Source organism: Lysinibacillus sp. NPDC093190 (assembly GCF_050280425.1).
In the GTDB taxonomy this organism is placed as follows: Bacteria; Bacillota; Bacilli; order Bacillales_A; family Planococcaceae; genus Lysinibacillus.
In genome coordinates, this window is record NZ_JBNNVG010000028.1 from 17,260 (window position 1) to 35,272 (window position 18,013).

13 protein-coding genes and 1 pseudogene are annotated in these 18,013 nt (G+C 36.5%); 7 read left to right on the forward strand and 7 right to left on the reverse strand.

Annotation, left to right across the window (positions count from 1 at the left end):
- Positions 1-4 precede the first annotated feature (4 nt).
- From ACQKOF_RS19275 to ACQKOF_RS19300, 6 genes and pseudogenes are all read right to left on the reverse strand, one after another.
- A pseudogene (locus tag ACQKOF_RS19275) lies at positions 5-175 on the reverse strand (InlB B-repeat-containing protein); the annotation flags it as partial.
- A 44-nt stretch (positions 176-219) separates the two neighbouring features.
- Complete coding sequence (locus tag ACQKOF_RS19280) at positions 220-2,259, reverse strand: TRAP transporter permease (protein ID WP_427560480.1); 2,040 nt, start codon at positions 2,257-2,259, stop codon at positions 220-222.
- Complete coding sequence (locus ACQKOF_RS19285) at positions 2,256-2,771, reverse strand: DUF1850 domain-containing protein (protein ID WP_427560481.1); 516 nt, start codon at positions 2,769-2,771, stop codon at positions 2,256-2,258. The genes ACQKOF_RS19280 and ACQKOF_RS19285 overlap by 4 nt, the downstream gene beginning before the upstream one ends.
- A gap of 297 nt (positions 2,772-3,068) precedes the next feature.
- Complete coding sequence (locus ACQKOF_RS19290; protein WP_427560483.1) at positions 3,069-4,061, reverse strand: TAXI family TRAP transporter solute-binding subunit; 993 nt, start codon at positions 4,059-4,061, stop codon at positions 3,069-3,071.
- Between the two features lie 508 nt (positions 4,062-4,569).
- Positions 4,570-5,121, reverse strand: a complete 552-nt coding sequence (locus ACQKOF_RS19295) for a superoxide dismutase family protein (protein WP_427560486.1) — start codon at positions 5,119-5,121, stop codon at positions 4,570-4,572.
- A gap of 184 nt (positions 5,122-5,305) precedes the next feature.
- Entirely contained in the window at positions 5,306-6,088 is a 783-nt protein-coding gene (locus ACQKOF_RS19300; protein ID WP_427560488.1) for a 3D domain-containing protein, read from the reverse strand.
- 280 nt (positions 6,089-6,368) lie between these two features.
- On the opposite strand from ACQKOF_RS19300, the gene ACQKOF_RS19305 reads away from it, so the two are divergent.
- Both ACQKOF_RS19305 and ACQKOF_RS19310 read left to right on the forward strand, forming a co-directional pair.
- Positions 6,369-6,551: a putative motility protein gene (locus ACQKOF_RS19305; protein ID WP_427560491.1), complete on the forward strand. Its 183-nt coding sequence runs from the start codon at positions 6,369-6,371 to the stop codon at positions 6,549-6,551.
- Positions 6,552-6,889: 338 nt separating this feature from the next.
- Positions 6,890-7,999 carry a response regulator gene (locus ACQKOF_RS19310; protein ID WP_427560493.1) on the forward strand — a complete coding sequence of 370 codons (1,110 nt, stop codon included), beginning with the start codon at positions 6,890-6,892 and terminating at the stop codon, positions 7,997-7,999.
- Between the two features lie 729 nt (positions 8,000-8,728).
- Here the strand turns inward: ACQKOF_RS19310 and ACQKOF_RS19315 are convergent.
- Positions 8,729-9,751 carry a GGDEF domain-containing protein gene (locus ACQKOF_RS19315; protein WP_427560495.1) on the reverse strand — a complete coding sequence of 341 codons (1,023 nt, stop codon included), beginning with the start codon at positions 9,749-9,751 and terminating at the stop codon, positions 8,729-8,731.
- A 342-nt stretch (positions 9,752-10,093) separates the two neighbouring features.
- Here ACQKOF_RS19315 and ACQKOF_RS19320 point away from each other — a divergent pair, with 342 nt between their 5' ends.
- The 5 genes from ACQKOF_RS19320 to ACQKOF_RS19340 all read left to right on the forward strand — a co-directional run bounded on the left by ACQKOF_RS19320 (position 10,094) and on the right by ACQKOF_RS19340 (position 17,951).
- A complete protein-coding gene (locus ACQKOF_RS19320) occupies positions 10,094-13,123 on the forward strand; it encodes an ATP-binding protein (RefSeq protein WP_427560498.1) in 3,030 nt (1,009 codons plus the stop codon).
- Between the two features lie 457 nt (positions 13,124-13,580).
- Positions 13,581-14,270 (forward strand): response regulator transcription factor, encoded by a 690-nt coding sequence (locus tag ACQKOF_RS19325; protein ID WP_427560500.1) that lies wholly within the window; start codon positions 13,581-13,583, stop codon positions 14,268-14,270.
- Positions 14,267-15,253, forward strand: coding sequence for a sensor histidine kinase (locus tag ACQKOF_RS19330; RefSeq protein WP_427560503.1), 987 nt, complete (start codon positions 14,267-14,269; stop codon positions 15,251-15,253). Before ACQKOF_RS19325 ends, ACQKOF_RS19330 begins: the two co-directional genes overlap by 4 nt.
- 102 nt (positions 15,254-15,355) lie before the next feature.
- The gene (locus tag ACQKOF_RS19335; RefSeq protein ID WP_427560506.1) at positions 15,356-16,117 is read left to right on the forward strand and encodes an ABC transporter ATP-binding protein; all 762 of its coding nucleotides are present in this window, start codon (positions 15,356-15,358) and stop codon (positions 16,115-16,117) included.
- Positions 16,107-17,951, forward strand: a complete 1,845-nt coding sequence (locus ACQKOF_RS19340) for an FtsX-like permease family protein (RefSeq protein WP_427560509.1) — start codon at positions 16,107-16,109, stop codon at positions 17,949-17,951. Before ACQKOF_RS19335 ends, ACQKOF_RS19340 begins: the two co-directional genes overlap by 11 nt.
- Positions 17,952-18,013: the final 62 nt, after the last annotated feature.

An 18,013-nucleotide genomic window follows, 5' to 3' on the forward strand; every position in this document is an offset into this window, starting at 1 on the left:
ATCGAGCATATAATGTTAAGTCTTCCGTGACTACATCTTTCTTAAAATTCCATGCCTTTATGAATTCTTTATTTTTATACCAGCCGATAAATGTGTAGCCTTCCTTCTTTGGATTAGAAGGGGCTTTTACTAAAGCTTTATACGCCACTGTTTGTGACGGGATTTTACTGCCTCCGTTTGAATCAAAGTATGTCGGCCCTAAGCCCTTTTACCTCTTACTTAAGCTATAGCACTCGTTTTACTTTTTTGATCGTCATCACCGTTACCTTTATGCTGTGTTACATATTGAATAACAAACATTACAATAAAGATTGCTAAACCAGCCCAATCCGAGAATTTTTCTGGATAGATAAGTAGTAAACCAGCTGCAATAGCAATAATGCGTTCAATCCAAAGCAATTTGCGATACCAGTAACCTATTACTCCCGCGCCTATAGCTACCATTCCTGTAATGGCCGTGATTACTACCCATATAATTTCAGGTATAGTTGTATCAATCATTAGCAATGCCGGTGAAAATACAATCATGTACGGAATAATAAACGCTGCAATAGCAAGCTTCGCTGAGTTTACACCTGTTTTAATCGGATCTCCACCAGAGATTCCCGAAGCCGCAAAAGCAGCAAGTGCAACAGGTGGTGTTATATCAGCAATAATACCAAAGTAAAATACAAAGAAGTGTGCTGATAATAAAACGACTACCGGTACTAATTCCTGTGGTGTATTCGGTGATAATAATGCCACGATTGCCGGAGCAGCGATTGTTGATGTAATTACATAGTTCGCTGTTGTCGGAGCCCCCATCCCAAGAATTAGGGAAGCAATCATCACAAAAATTAGCGTTAAAATAATACTACCGCCTGCTAATTCTACTAAACTATTAGCTAAACTTAAGCCTAGACCAGTTTTTACAACTACACCTACGATAATACCCGCACAAGCTGTTGCCGCTACGACACCCAGTGCTGTACGAGCCCCTTCAACTAATGCATCAATAATATCTTTTGGTTTTAAACGTGTTTCCTTATTAAACATCGCAACACCAATAGAAATAATAATACCGTAAAGTGCTGCATGCATTACCGGTGTACCTGTTAACATCAAAACGATGATTGCAACTATCGGTAATAGAAGGTAGATTTTCTTAAATACCTCTCGACGATTTGGCATTTGATCGTCACGTAAGCCTTTTAAGCCTACACGTTTCGCTTCAAAGTGAGTCATAATCCAAATACCTGTAAAATAAAGTAATGCAGGTATCGCCGCCGCCTTTGCAATATCCCAATACGTAATTCCACGACCGATAAACTCAACCATTAAAAACGCTGCCGCACCCATAATCGGAGGCATTAACTGCCCACCTGTAGATGCCGCTGCCTCAACTGCACCCGCAAATTCTTTACGGTACCCTAGCTTTTTCATCATCGGAATCGTATATGATCCAGATGTTACAACATTCGCTACAGAGCTTCCTGAAATTGTACCTTGAAGGGCACTTGAAAATACCGCTACTTTTGCAGGACCACCAATTAATTTACCTGCAAGAGATACCGCTAAATCATTAAAGTATTGGCCAACACCTGTTTTGACAAGGAATGCTCCAAAAAGCAAAAACACAAATATAAATGTGGCAGAAACACTAATCGGTGTTCCAAAAATCCCATCTGTCGTAAAATACATGAGATTAACAATACTCTCAAAATCTTGCCCTCTATGCGCCATAAAATCCGGGAAATACGGTCCGAAATACGCATAAATTAAGAAACATATAGCAATGATGGTAATCGGTAAACCTACTGCACGGCGAGCTGCTTCAAGCACTAACACGACAGCTATGAGACCTACAATAAAATCTGTTTGCGTAATGGTACCATTGCTATTAACAAGCTCTGTATAATTCATTGTCCAATACGAACCTACTACAATGGATAATACTACTAAAATATAATCGAACCATGCTATCTTATTCTTTGCTGCTTTTTTTCGAGCAGGGAATAGTAAGAAAATTAGGGTCAAACCAAAACCTAAATGTATCGTACGCTGAATTTGCGCCGGGAATTGGCCGAAAATTGCTGTGTAAAGCTGAAACAATGAAAATGCAAGTAGTCCAAAGAAAATGACATGCTTCATAATGCCCGATATCGTTCGGACATTGGATTCAATATCATATTTCTCTAGTATTGCTTGTTGCTCTTCAGCTGATATTTGTTCGAATTCTTCTTTTTTTACTTCGTCGTTTGATTTATACTTAGTTGTCATTTCATCCTTACTCCTTTCCATTGTTCATAAAGCGATAAACGTTTTACCTCAAATAAATAGGAATTTCCCCTTTGTAAGTCTTTTTTTAAATCGTATTCATAATTCTCGTAATCTAATACAAGGTCTAAATCCAAATCACCTATATAGATCGTAAAATTTTCAATGACTTCATTGTCAAACTGCAAAAAGTATTTACCATCTCGTTCTGTTAATGTTTGATTCTTTTCTGCATAGCTCGGCATGCCGATTGCTAAACTTTCATACTCCATCCCTAACATTTGAATACTCGTTCCATCTACACATTTATAATGTTCCAGGACGTCCGTTTTATGGATGGAGTGGGTGTATCTAAATTCAAATGTATCCTCAGTTGTAAGTGGTATATAATGCACTACCGGATCATTTATACGTGTTTCCGTAAATGCGAATACCTTTTGAAGAGGAAGAAAAATGACTATACTAACGCAAATACATAAAAAAGCTAAAACAATTTTTAATGTTCTCTTTCGCACTACGTCTGTTCCCCCACATCATTTATGCCTCAGCATACTTACGTCCGGAATCGGTTTTGTGCAAGCACAAGAAACTTCTTTCCGAATCCGTGACGTCCGCCGGAGGCTTTAACCTCTTTCAGCGGGTGTCTAAACACCCGCTGAAAGAGGTTAAAAAGCTATTCGCTATTACTCACGATTTAGACTTAACGGAAGAAAAGAGACTCGAAGCTTTACGCAATCCGAGCCTCTTCGTATTTAAGAAAATAACTTTTCACTCGCCATAAGCTATACTGAATTTATTGTCCGAATGTTCCGTTATTTATATTCATCAAAGTATTTTTGAGCACCCGGGTGAACGTCAATACTGATACCCTGTAAGCCTGTCTTAGCTTTGATAAACGCCCCTTTAGCGTGGGAAATTTTACCCGCGTTATCATAAATAGCTTTTGTCATTGAGTAAACAACATCATCCGGAAGATCTTTTTTCACCGCTAACATTGCAAGTACCGAAACTGTTTCAGTATCTTTTGCAAGACCATACGTACCAGCTTTTACTGTATCTTTTGCATAGTAAGGATATTTAGCAATTAGCTCATCTGCTTTACCAGGATCTACACCGATAATATTTACCTTAGTTGTTGCATTTAATGCCTCTACAGCACCTGTTGGCGTACCCGCAGTAATAAACGCCGCATCGATTTGACCAGATTGAAGACCGTCAGTAGACTCACCAAAGTCAAGGTTTTGTGCTTTGATATCATCCATTGTTAGACCGTGAATTTCAAGTAATTGTTCAGCATTTGCGTAAGTTCCAGAACCTGGCGCACCTACAGAAACCTTTTTCCCTTTTAAATCAGCATATGATTTAATACCTGATGCTTCAGTCGTTACTAATTGTACTGTTTCTGGATAAAGTGCACCTAAAGCAGCGATTGAATCAATTTTTTTGCCATCAAACATTAATTTTCCTTCAGTAGCGTAATAAGCAATATCTGATTGTACAAACGCAATTTCACCTTTGCCATCTTGCAAAGCCGTCATGTTGGCAGCAGATGCTTGAGATACTTCAGCAGTTGTTTTAATGTCTGTTTCTTTAGTAATAAAATCAGCGAACGTTCCACCCAATGCATAGTAAGTACCTTGTGTTCCACCTGTTAATAAGTTCAAAAATTTAGGCTTTTCAGATGACGTCGATTCGCCCTTATTCGAGTCCTTTGAACCTGTTTCGCTATCAGACCCACATGCAGCTAAAATCAATAGCGCAAAGGCACTTAATAGCATTAATAGCCTGAATTGTTTTTTCTTCATAGTAACCTTCCCCCTTTGGTTAAAAATAAGAATCTATTTAAAATTACCAAATATAGTATAATAATGTCAACCTATTTATAGTAAATTCAGTCATTTATATTTATACCATTCCTCTTAAATACCAATTATTTCCGAATTCCATTAATAGCTTACTTACACTAGTTTTATCTATAACAAATCATCAAATTCTTTTTCTGAGAAAATAATTTTATTTTCCATATGTATAAAAATTGCATATTTATTATAAAAGCGACCTTTCACTTCTTCTTTTATTACTATAATGTAGGGTTGATTTCCGTTCCGGCTGGGCGCTTTCCTAGGGGCGTCCGATGAGCCTCAAGGAGTCGCCCAGCCTCCACTCCAATCAACTTATATACATAGCATTCTTTTTTTAAAAAATATCCTCCCAACTTTTAGTAATGAACCAAAATGATTGTCGATTTTTATCCCCAAAACAAAAAAACTGTATCTAAAGTGATTTACTTCAGATACAGTCGATCTATTTTCCTTATTGAATAATGCCACAAGCAATTCTAGCACCAGAATTACCGGAAGGATCTGTTTTATAATCATCCTCAGATTCATGAATGATTAATGTAGTGCCTCCATCACGTAACAATGAGTTGGCAGCATCTTTTTCTAATGTTAGCCCTTCCGCTAAGAAATTCAGATCCACTTTACCATCTTCTCCAACTTCTAAATTCGGAAGATCCCCTAAATGATATCCCTTAGGATTAAGCTTCCCATGCTCTTTATGCGTTGGATTAAAATGCGGACCTGCTGATTCAAACGTGGGTGGTTCACACTTCCCAACTGAATGAACATGAATGCCATGTGTTCCAGGTGGTAATCCTGTAAGTGCGAGTGTCACTTTAACCCCATTATCCTCTTCCTCAAAATATGCATTGCCATAGCTTTCATTATTTTTACCAATTACTTTCGCGGTTGCAGTTGGTCCTGAATTTGCGTTAACTGCCACTTTTTGCTCCTTCTTTTCAAAGAAACCACAACCACCGACAAATACTAATAAAGAAATAATTATTAAACTCATTTTTTTCATAAAAATACCTCCTCTATTTCAGATGGTTGCCAACAATCCTTCCACTTATGCAATTTCATTAGAATTTTGCAAATTATTGGTTAAGGAGTAAATTTTTCACACTTGGCTTTTAATGGCCTTTGACGCTTAAAAACAATGATGCAAAAAGGATATCTCTAACAAACGAGATATCCTTTCAATCACATTAATTTAAAATTTTTACAGTTACATGTTTGACGCCCCACTGACGAGCTTGTCCCTCAGTAGGAATAAATACATCAATTTTATTACCTTTTATCGCTCCGCCAGTATCTGCTGCGATTGCTTCACCATAACCTTCAACCCAAACCCTGCTACCAAGAGGAATTACACGTGGGTCTACAGCAATTACCTTTAAGTTTGGATTAGATCTTATATCTGTTCCATTCGCTGTAATCCCCGAACATCCTTCACAATACGCTGTATAGGCTGTTGCTCGCATTGTTAATGTTTTGCTCGTATTTGCTGGAGCACTCACAGAGTTTGTGCTTGATGTCGTTACTTTCTTTTTACTTGAGGTCGTTGCTACCTTGTTAGTTTTGCTTTCGGAAGTTTTAGGTTTTGCCGCTGATGCTTTGATAGCTAATGTTTCACCTACATAAATTAGATCAGATGTGAGGTTATTCCATTCCTTTAATTCTTCCACTGATACATCATTTACGCGTGCAATTGAAAATAATGTATCCCCGGCCTCAACAAAGTGTTGGTCTTTCATTGAATTATCATTTTTCGATTCGACTACATTTAAATCTTGCTCTGGATAAAACCATTTCGCGTCTGAATCGGCCATTGGCTCATAATCTCCTAAAGATAAATTGTAAATTTTCGAGATTCCCCACAATACGTCGTATGGCTTAAAAGTGAGTTTTTCCTTAGCAGATGATGGACTGGCAAATAAACTTAATCCCAAGGTCAATGTTACAGCTAAAGCTAAAGCTTGTTTTTTCATATTTTGTAACCTCCATATTTAATTATTTTGCAGTCTGCTGCTAGCACACTAGAGTTAGGCTCTTTTATGCAAGCAATGCTAGAGAATGCAATTAATAACTCAGGACAATGGACCTGATAGTACGAATTATTTCTATAAAAACGGAAAAATATACAATATCAATAATATTTTTGGTAAATTGAGCAATTTTGCAGAAAAAACATTGGGACTCTATTTGCAATTTTTATATGTTGGAAAATCAGTGTTTTTATACGATAATATGGTAAAGGAGGAATGTAGGATGGAAATTAATACAATAATGTCTTCTCAGATTATGGAGCTACAACAAACTGTCCAAATGAGTGTTATGCAAAATGCGCTTAATCTAAATACTGCAGCCGCTATCGAATTATTAAAAGATCTGCCACAGCAGCAAGAGGCTATACATCCGTATAAAGGGGCAGTCATTGATATTTCAATTTAACCTATTTCACTTTTTTTAACTTCTTTCAGCAAGTTAAAGCCTCCGGCAGATGTCACAGAATCGGAAAGGAGTTTATAAAGGATGTTAGCCTAAAATCATCGCATCCATGCGATAACGGCTAACTGACCTGCATCGGTGCCGCTGCCGCTACGTTAGCACTGCGCTTTCGCACAAAAAACATCTGTTGCTGCCGCTACGTTAGCACTGCGCTTTCGCACAAAAAACATCTGCAGGCCTAAGCACAAAGCCGATTCCGGACGCAACTTTGCCGAGGCATAATTGATATCAGGTTAATAAATATTCGAAAGTTGGTGCCCTTTTTGATTCGAGTGATAATAATGGATGATGAGCCATTAGCTCTTATAAACATGGAGAAAAAGTTAAAAGAATTTAATTCAATAGAGGTCATTAAATCTTTTACAACTGCAAAAGATTTGCTTGCAGAGGGGCCAAGCTTGGATTTTCAAGTAGCATTTTTAGATGTTGAAATGCCTGGCATGAACGGTTTAGAGATTGCACAGCTATTAAAAGAATGGAACAAAAACATTTTTATCGTATTTGTCACTGCGTATCGGGACTATGCTGTCCAAGCATTTGAAATTCACTCCATTGACTATTTATTAAAGCCTATTTCAAAAGCTCGTCTAGAGACAACTATTAATAGAATCCAAGAACTCCTTCACCTAGAAAATAAATCGACTCCTATACAAATACGAAATAAACCCGCGCTTACGATACAATGCTTTGGCGGATTTGTTGTTTTACACAATGACAAAGTAGTCCATTGGAGAACGCTTAAAACAAAGGAATTATTCGCCCTTCTTTTTTCCAATCTTAATAACCATGTACCTCGTGATACAATCATCGATGCTTTATGGGCAGATACAGAATTTAAAAAGGCAAGAGTTCAGTTACATACAACAGTTTCCTATTTACGCACTACGCTTTCGGCACTTGGCTATTCAGAAGTCATACAGTATGCAAATGGCTGCTATATTTTGCAACTAGAGGATTTTCAATGTGATGCCCATGACTTAGAGAATATTTTAAATGGTAAAACGGAGACTAGAAAGATTGATGTAGAGAAGGCTGAGGCATTACTACAAAACTACCAAGGTGAATTTATGGCCTCATTAGATTATCCCTGGATTACTAGTAAAGCAAATTTTATGAACAATAAATTTACCCTTTTACTTCATGATTTAGTAGCGCATTATACAGCAATACATGATGTAAAAAAACGAGAGGAAATATTACTTTTAACGATAGAGCATAATCCATATTCCGATAAAACCATCCGTCAGCTAATACAGCACTATATAGAAGTGGATAACCGAGCAAGTGCAGTAAAGGTTTACAATTCCTTTAAAAGTACCTTGTTAGCGGATCTCGGTATTTTACCCGAGCAAGAAACAACTGAGCTGTTTAATGCTATATCGGTTGAATAATTTTAATCTATAAAAGGCATCGAGAAGATAACTCTCGATGCCTTAGCTTGTCGACAAACAAATCAATATGAATAAAGTGTATCAATAAACAAAGGTTGATTTTCACTCCAAGTTGGCTCTTTCCGCGGGCTTGGCTTTAACTTCTTTCAGCTGGTGTCCAAGCACCTGCTGAAAGAAGTTAAAGCCTCCGGCGTTGTCACGGAATCGGAAAGGAGTTCTTTGCGCAAGCACAAAGCCGATTCCGGACGCAATTATGCCGAGGCATAATTGATTCTCCTCATCACTACATTCCTGCGGGGCTTTCAGCGCAAGCTCATCCCGCAGGAGTCGCTACTCTCCGCGAAAAATCAACAGTTCCTCATCATTTTAGTATGGGTAGACAAGCTTCCAAAGGAGTATAGTTATGATTTAACATACTAATAAGATTCAGCCTAATTTATAGTAGTTTAGTTAAAATACACGCCATTTATATAAGTCGATTGGAGTGAGGCTGGGCGGCTCCTTGGGGATCAGCTTCACAGATGAGACCCTGGAGCGAGTGAAGCGGCTCATCAGACGCCCCCAGGAAGCTTTGCTCTGTGCGAAAGCGAAGCGTCAGCAACAAATGTTTTATCTGTGCGAAAGCGAAGCGTCAGCAACAAAGCGCCCAGCCGCAACGGAAATCAACCACACGTTATGATGATAAGCCTATTAGAACAAAGAAATTTGTTTTTGGGTTTGGCTGATAATTTATTTGATTATTTTTTCAGATAGTTCTTCGACGACACAGATACAATTCCTTCCTGACTGCTTCGCCTTATATAATGCCTGATCTGCAATTGTAATGATCTGATTAGCAGTCTTAATATTTGCTGTAAATGCTGTAATACCGGCAGACATTGTCACTGGCCTTCCACATGCCGTATCTAACAAAGCCTGCTTAATGCGTACATTCTCCGCTAATTCTAAAGCTATATCTATTGTCGTGGATGGCAATATAACCATAAACTCTTCCCCACCATATCGAAAACACATTCCCTGTTCTTCAACGTTCTCCTGCATATGATTTGCGAAAGCTTTTAAAACTTTATCCCCTACAGTATGTCCATAGGTATCATTTATACTTTTAAAATCATCTAGATCTATTAACACTATTGTATGTGGGACTTTATTGATGATTAGCTCATTTAAAATTTGATCCATCCTTCTACGGTTAGGAATTCCCGTTAAGGAATCTAAATTCAGTTGATTCGTTAAATCAACTATTTTGCTTTCCGAACTTATGAACATGTTTTGTACTACTTTTTTTAACGAATGTGCTTCGTAATACCAGTCATCCATTTCTTCAAGCTTCTGTATTTCTTCTCTCTCCACGCTAGTAGAAAGCTTTTTTAAAGGTCGTGCAATTTTGAAAGCAAGCCATACAGCTAATACAAGTACTGCGACTAACCATAATAGTAAAGGAACGATTATACTTTTTATGAACGCGCTAAATGAAACAACTCCTTCATCAAGTAACTTGTTAACCACTTGCACCATATAAGGTTCAATCGACTTATCTTGATTTGGTTCCATCAGTTTTTCTTGTACGTAGCTCTCCGTGATTACCGAAACTTCCTTCACATAATTTTCCTGCATGGCAATCTTATTTTGCATAAGAATGTCGTTAAAATTTCGATAGCTACTCCAAATACTAAAACTAGATGTCGCAAGTACAACAATTACTGTCATACTAACAATAACAAACGATAACTTTAACTTAAATTTACCCACAATAGATCATTTCTCCCATTGAGATGATTTTTTGTTAAATTTTTATACGCTTTAACCCGCAAATTATTTATTCCTTCATCATACGTCACACCTCTTAAAAAAAACTTAAACACTAATGATTTTCCCTCAAAATATGTACTGGACTGCACAGTAAAAGGGGTCTCAAATCTCACGCTACGCCCGCAGGAAAGCAAGTAACCTCTAGCGGAAATCAGCTCCTCACCATTCTTTCTGATTAGTCTGAAAGTATTATTTTAAAAATTTCTTATTTCCATTTACTAAATTTCATGGCATGGTAAATATAGTCCTTTTAATACAAGAAGGAAATTTTTGGAGGTTCTTATGTCACTGTTAAAAAAAGCGACTATACGACATTCACTTTTCATTATTTTAATTTTCATAGTGCTTACTGCACTTCGTTTACTTTGGCTAGCCTACTTTCTCCCTTCAAGTGATCAACCGATTGCCCGGGAAGGTATATTTGATATACGGGATCAGCAGCTATCCGACGAAGAAGTTCTTAACTTAGATGGTGAATGGCTCTACTATCCCGGATCATTAATAGATCCCTTAAACATTAATACCCAATCATTCGAACAAACTACCCGAACGATTCCCATGCGAGATTCAAATGCAACGACACAACGATATGGCTCATACCGTTTAAAAATATTACTCAATCACAATGCTCCGAAAGATAATCGTTTCGCCGTTCGGATCCCCGCAGTGCCAACTGCTTCAGCATTATATATTAACGGGAAGTTGGTTGAACAATCCGGGAAAGTAGCTACTGATTCACATAGTCATAAAGGCCAAGCTGCTCCTTATACTCTTTACTTTACAAATGAGCAACCTGAAATTGACTTAATTTTACATGTATCTAATTTTGATACATCAATAAGCCCTACCATTGATAAAAGAATTTTATTTGGCTCTGCTTCAGCTATAGAACATCACCAAATGATTAACTATTTATCTCTTGCTACAATTTCAATAACACTCATATTGTTCACACTTTTTAGCACACTTGTGTTCTTGTTTATTAATCCAAAGCCAATTGTTTTACTGTTCACAGTAGGCTTTCTTTTGCCCTTAGCAGATGAATTAATTTCATATGATCAATCTATACTCACGTGGTTACATCTCGATTATGTATGGTCATTTAAGCTATCTACTATCATTTATCTCGGGTCTTCTTTTTTCTTTGTTCAATTTATGCGTGTTTTACTAGTCAAATATCATAATGCTAAATGCTTTCAGTGGCTCTGTGCTTTCTATTTCCTTTCGGCATTTTTCACTATCGTCTTACCGATTGATTGGTTATTCGCAATAAATCCTTTTTACTTTATACTTTATGTCGTTTCATTTTTATGTGTAGTAGTACTTTCTTTAAGAGAGTATCTTGAAAATCAAAAACAGAGCACTGCCTTTATTGCATTGACGGCCCTTGGTACAACGAATGGCATCATATGGGCGTATATCAAATCCATCTATGTTTTTGATATACCAATGTATCCATTCGATTATTTATTTGTCATGCTCGGTTTTTCGGGTTATTGGTTTAAACGCTTTTTTGAAAATCAAGCGCAAATTAATCAATTGATTGCTAAATTACAAAAGGACGTTGCGTTAAAGGATGAATTTTTATCCAGTAGCTCACAAAAGCTGTGGGATCCCATGAATAAAATGGTTACATTAGGACAGTCCATTTATGATAATCCAAACAATAAGCTTATGGCTGATGATAAACAAAACCTAAAGCATCTAATTGATATTGGGAGAAGCATGTCCTTTACATTAAATGACATACTAGATTTTACTCGTTTAAAGGAAGGTAATTTACATCTCCATAAAAAGAACGTTAGCATCCAAAGTATAGTTTATGGTGTTTTTGACATGTTACGCTTTATAACAAGTGGAAAACAGATCCAAATGAATTCAGCGATTCCTAGGGCATTTCCTAATGTAGTGGCCGATGAAAATCGATTGATTCAAATTCTTTTTAATCTCCTACACAATGCCATTAAATATACGAGTGCAGGATCTATAAAAATCAGTGCTCATATAGAAAATAATATGGCCGTTATCCATATTCGTGACACTGGGTTAGGCATGGATGATGCTATCCAAAGTCGTCTATTTTCCCCTTATGAACAAGGAAATGACAACAATGATGGAATCGGTCTCGGATTATTAATATCAAAGAAGCTCATCGAATTGCATGGTGGAACTTTGCAAATACATTCTATTCCTAACAAAGGATCGGATGTCTATTTCACAATACCGTTAGCAGAGGCAGACTTTAATGAGGAGCAATCCTATATAGAGGAAGAGGATATGCACCTCCCTCTTGAAGAACATAATTCATCAGCGACAGTGGAAAAGCAATTTAAAATTTTAATGGTCGATGATGATCCTGTAAACTTAACAATTATGCGTAGTTTATTTACAACTTCAGAATACGCTGTTACTACCGTTACTAGCAGTGAAAAAGTATTAGAAATGCTACAGCAAGACGATTGGGATTTAGTCATTATTGATGCGATGTTACCTTATATATCTGGCTATGCATTAATCGAAATTATTCGAGAACACTACTCATTGCTTGAATTACCTGTCTTAATACTAACAGCCCGTAATCATTCCGAGGATGTCTATGCTGGTTTCGCCCATGGTGCAAATGATTATGTTACGAAGCCTATTAATTCTGTAGAGCTAAAGGTCAGGAGTAGAGCCTTAATCGATTTAAAATATAGTATCAATCAACGACTACATTTGGAAACAGCTTGGCTTCAAGCCCAAATACAGCCGCATTTTTTATTTAATACTTTAAATACAATTGCATCACTTAGTACGATCGATACAGATCGAATGATTGACTTAATGCATCATTTCGGTGAATATCTACATGCAAGCTTTGATGTGAGGAATCTACAGAGAGTTGTGCCACTTCAGGATGAGTTAGAGCTAGTACGGTCATATCTCTATATTAATCAGCAGCGTTTTGGGGACTTACTAAACATCGAATGGGATGTTTATGACAATATAAATATTGAAATCCCCCCTATCTCCTTACAAACTTTAGTCGAAAATGCCATTCGTCACGGTGTATTGAAACAAGAAGAAGGCGGTACAGTTTGTATCCGTATAAAAGATTTTTCTGATCATGTGGCAGTAAGTGTTATCGATGATGGCGTTGGGATTGACCCAAGTATATTAGATGAACTACAATCCGGCAGCAATTCGCCAAACGCTGGCGTAGGCCTACGTAATACAGATTTACGTCTTAAAAGGATTTACGGACAGAGATTACAAATTAAAAGCACATTAAATGAAGGCACAGCTGTCACCTTCCATATTCCAAAAAAATAAATAAAGTGGCCATCACCTTCTCGATTGAGTTTGTGGTGGCTCTTTTTTATAATTTCAAGTTACAATTACTATATTAATGTAAATATTTTTAGCTCTTCGCCAAAAGCTAGGAATGATATTTATTAAAACATATGCTATGTAGATAGTTGATTGGAGTGGAGACTGGGCGACTCCTTGGGGATCAGCGTCACAGATGAGACCCTGGAGCGAGCAGATAGGGGAACGAAGGCTAAAACCATCACGTCCTGTGATAACGCCTTCGTGACCAACATCGTGTTGGCCCAAGCGGCTCATCGGACGCCCCCAGGAAGCTTTGCTCTGTGCGAAAGCGAAGCGTCAGCAACAAAGCGCCCAGTCGGAACGGAAATCAACCCCACGTTTTGGTTATGAGCCATATTTATGGATTTTTAAAAATCAGGGTACATTAATAGTATGTTAATAAAGAAAGGTCGATACTATGTACAAAATATACATAATAGAGGATGATCCCAATATTTCAAAGATTATTGTGGAGCATTTATCAAAATATCAATTTGAATGCTATACCGTTCAACAATTTAATCATATAGTGGAAGAATTTCAAGCTATTCAACCTCATCTAGTGGTTATGGACATTAACCTGCCAACATATGATGGGTACTTTTGGTCGCGCAAAATCCGTCAGCTATCCAAATGCCCGATTATCATTGTATCTGCGCGTGTGAATGATATCGATCAAGTGCATGGAATTGAAAATGGTGCGGATGATTTTATCACTAAGCCCTTCTCGCTAGATGTGCTTATGGCAAAAGTGAATGGTCTTATTCGTCGTACATACGGAGAATATGCTTCCTCCGAATCTAATTCGATATCAATCGCTAATACAACATTAAACTCTAATACAGTTCGTCTCTACACCGAAAAACACGAGAGCCTGTTAACGTTAAAAGAGATGCAGCTTAGCAAATTACTATTTGAAGCTTATCCTAATGTTGTTCCCCGTCAGAAATTGTTAAGTGCCATTTGGGATGATGAATCCTTCGTTGAAGAAAACACTTTATCTGTTAATATTGGCCGATTACGCAAAAAATTCGAGGCTATCCAATCTAGATTAGCAATTAAAACAATTCGTGGACTTGGTTATCAATTAGTGGAGGCAGAAGAATGAAGCTGTTCTTTCGAGATCATGTAAGTGTCATCATTCTTTATTGTGTAAGCTTTCTATTATTACCTTGGATCATTCATTCATTGGATGATTTATCTTCACACTATCTTTATTTTATCTTTCTCGTTAGCTTCCTATTTATCATTTGGCTGATCGGTCGTTATTATCGCAGAAAAAAACTCTATACTCATTTACAGAACAACACATTAACAAGCGATGACCTCCATCTGTATGAACCACATGCTATGATTGAGCAAGCCTACAGCCAAAAACTACGACAAATGCAATATCTATACTTAACACAGCAGCAACATTTAGAGGAGCAAGAAAACGAAAAGCAGCTTGTACTTTCACATTTTGCCCATCAAATGAAAACGCCATTGTCGGTTATTCAACTGCTTATCCAATCGAATGCAAATAGCCAATCCGAGCATTTGCAAACAATTAATCAAGAATGCGATAAGCTGACGTTTACCCTCAATCAGCTACTAACTTATGAACGCACGTCCAATCTCGTGGCTGATTTAAAAATAGAAGCACTCTCATTAAAGGAACTTATGAAGGATGTTGTTAACGATTTAAAGGATTATTTCATTGCTAAAGAAGTTTTTCCAAAAGTGACGCTTGTTGAAAATACTATTATTTATTCAGATCGAAAATGGTTAAAAATTGTGCTTTATCAAATCATCAATAACGCCATTAAATACGGTGAGTCTGAAAATTCTATTCAAATTATTTATGACGAAGCTACTTTACAAATTAAAAACTATGGAGATACGATTCCCGAGAGTGAAATTCCACGTGTCTTTGATTTATTTTATACAGGTATGAAAGGAAGAACGAACGGTGAGGCAACTGGTATAGGCTTGTATTTAGTGAAAAAGATTTTAACTGAATTAGAGCACCCTTTTACTTTACAGTCCCATGAGTGTGTCACTACCTTTTCCATAGATTTTTCAAATAGCGTGAAAAAATCATGCTCGTAATATGACAACTTTGTCATATTGACGTCATTTAACCAAATAGGTAAAATGCTGCTCCTTCTTTATACTTAAGCTATTCAATCGAAGTAAGGGAGTTGTTCAAAGATGGAAAACTCAATCCTACAAGTGACCAATCTGCAAAAAGAATATATCGGAGAAATAACATATAAGGCATTGAATGGCATAGATTTTCAACTTGATGAGAACGAATTCGTAGCCGTCATGGGACCTTCAGGAAGTGGAAAAACTACATTTTTAAATAGCGTGTCAACAATTGATCGCCCTACTATTGGCGAAATTCTTATAAATGGTAGAAATCCATATTCATTAGATGATGAAGAGCTTGCAAAGTTCCGGCGTTCAGAATTAGGCTTTGTCTTTCAAGATTTTAATCTTGTGCATACATTAACGGTGAAAGAAAATATTTTATTACCGTTAACTTTAGATAGTTTACCTGCCGATAAAATGCAGCAACGACTTCAACATGTATCTCAATTTCTTGGAATTGAAGAGCTCCTTTCAAAACGAATTTATGAAATTTCTGGTGGGCAAAAACAACGTGTAGCTATTGCTCGTGCGGTTATTCACGAACCGAGTTTATTGTTGGCAGATGAACCAACAGGAAATCTGGATTCAAAAGCAGTAAATGATGTTATGAATTTATTTAGTTCTATTCATACAGAACTGAAAACTTCCATTTTAATGGTGACACATGATCCTTATGTAGCAAGCTTCGCAAATCGTATTATATTCATTAAGGATGGTAAATTATATAACGAAATTCATCGCGGTCATAATCGTAAACAATTTTACCAGGAAATCATGGACACACTTGCTTTTTTAGGTGGTGGACAGCATGAGCTTTAATCATATCGTTGTTCAAAATATTTTACGTGATAAATGGACCTATGTTTCGTATTTCCTTAGCAGTATGTTCTCTATCATTATTTTCTTTCTATTTACAGTCATTGTATTTCATCCAAGTCTTGCAGGTTTAGATCCAGACTCAACACTTGGCCTTGCATTAATGTTAGCAAGTTTGCTCGTCTATTTGTTTTCATTTATTTATATCGCCTATTCCATCATGGCCTTTTTAAAGAAGAAAACAAAAACACTAGGTATTTTTATGATTACTGGTGCATCCATGAAACAAATTCGTAAGCTCGTTTTTCGAGAGAATATTCTTATAGGTGTATTGGCGATTATTACAGCAATCATTCTTGGGCTTGTCATTGCGCCTCTCTTCTTAATGGGTGCCAAGGTTGTTTTAAAGGCAGAAGCTTTCGGTATGTATTTCCCTATTAAAGCAATCATGCTAACTATTAGCCTATTCCTTATATTATTCGTTGTTATTTCAAAAGTAATGACAAGATTTATTAATAAAGAAGCTTCCATTCAACTATTAAAAAGTGATGTTGTCATTGAAAAGTCGATAAAGTCACATTATCTTTTATTATTCATTAGCCTAATGATCTCTATTGGTTTAAGTTATTTTTTAAAAATAGATCATGACATTGTAGGTAGTCTCGGTGTTCTTTTCTATGTAGCGTTTTTCGTGAGTGTTCTTTGTACAATTTATTTAATCATCTCACAAGGAATGCGCTTCCTGCTAAAGGCTTTTGAGAGATCGTCAGCCTACATGAAACAAACGAATATGCTACTGGCTTCCAATCTCAATGCAAAAATGAAATCACACGCAAATATGCTATTTTTAATCACTATTTTATTAAGCGGTGTATTTTTATGTACAAGCATTTTATTTAGTTCTTACTATAATGTTGAAAAAGATAGTGAGGCGAATTATCCATACAGTTTTCAGTATATTGCCCCTCCTAAGGCTGATCCAAGTAAGGTAGAAGCTGATATTGAAAGTATTGGAAAAGAATTATCCACAGTGGATTCACAAAATTATTTTATTGAATTTAAATCGAATGAAGATCAACGACTCGGTTATATGTCCGTTTCCGATTATAACTTGTTACACAATGAAAAGATTAGCTTAGGTGTAAATGAATTTATAGCAGTTGCTGGTAATCGTAAAACATTTCCAATTACTAATGTAAGTGATGACAAATATCTAAAGCAATTTAAGCTTGTATCTGTAAATGAAAAAAATCTATTAACAACCGGTTTCCAACAAACGTATTTTATTGTGCCTGATGAAGTTTATAACAGTATCAAATATCCTGTCTACAAAACCTATTTATTTGAGCTAGACAATTGGACGGCACATACAGAGTTGGCGAAAAAAATTATTGAGGATTTCCCACATATATATGAGGAACGTTATGTAACTTCAAAAATCGAATTGTATGACGCAGAGATGTTTACAAAAAGTGTTATGTTCTTTATCGGCTCTATGTTGAGCTTGATTTTCTTAAGTGCAGCTATGAGTATACTCTACTTCTATTTACAAACGACACTTCTTCAAGAAAAAGAAAAGTATGTAGGCATACGAAAACTTGGACTATCTAAAAAAGAGTTATTCACTGTTGTTTCTAAAGAGCTGGCAATCCTTATATTTGTACCATTCGCAATAGCCACTACAATGTTATTTGCTACATTATTTGCTATGCGAAAAATGGTTTCAACATCATTTTTGCAAGTATCAATGATGAGCTCTTTATGCTTCTTTGCCCTGTTCTTCGTTAGTTTTATATTTATTCGCAAAAGCTATTTCAAACGCTTGCTTAGCAATTGATGAAAAACTATTGTGTCAATGAAATAAAGTATGGCTCTTCGGCAAAACGAGTGATTGATTTC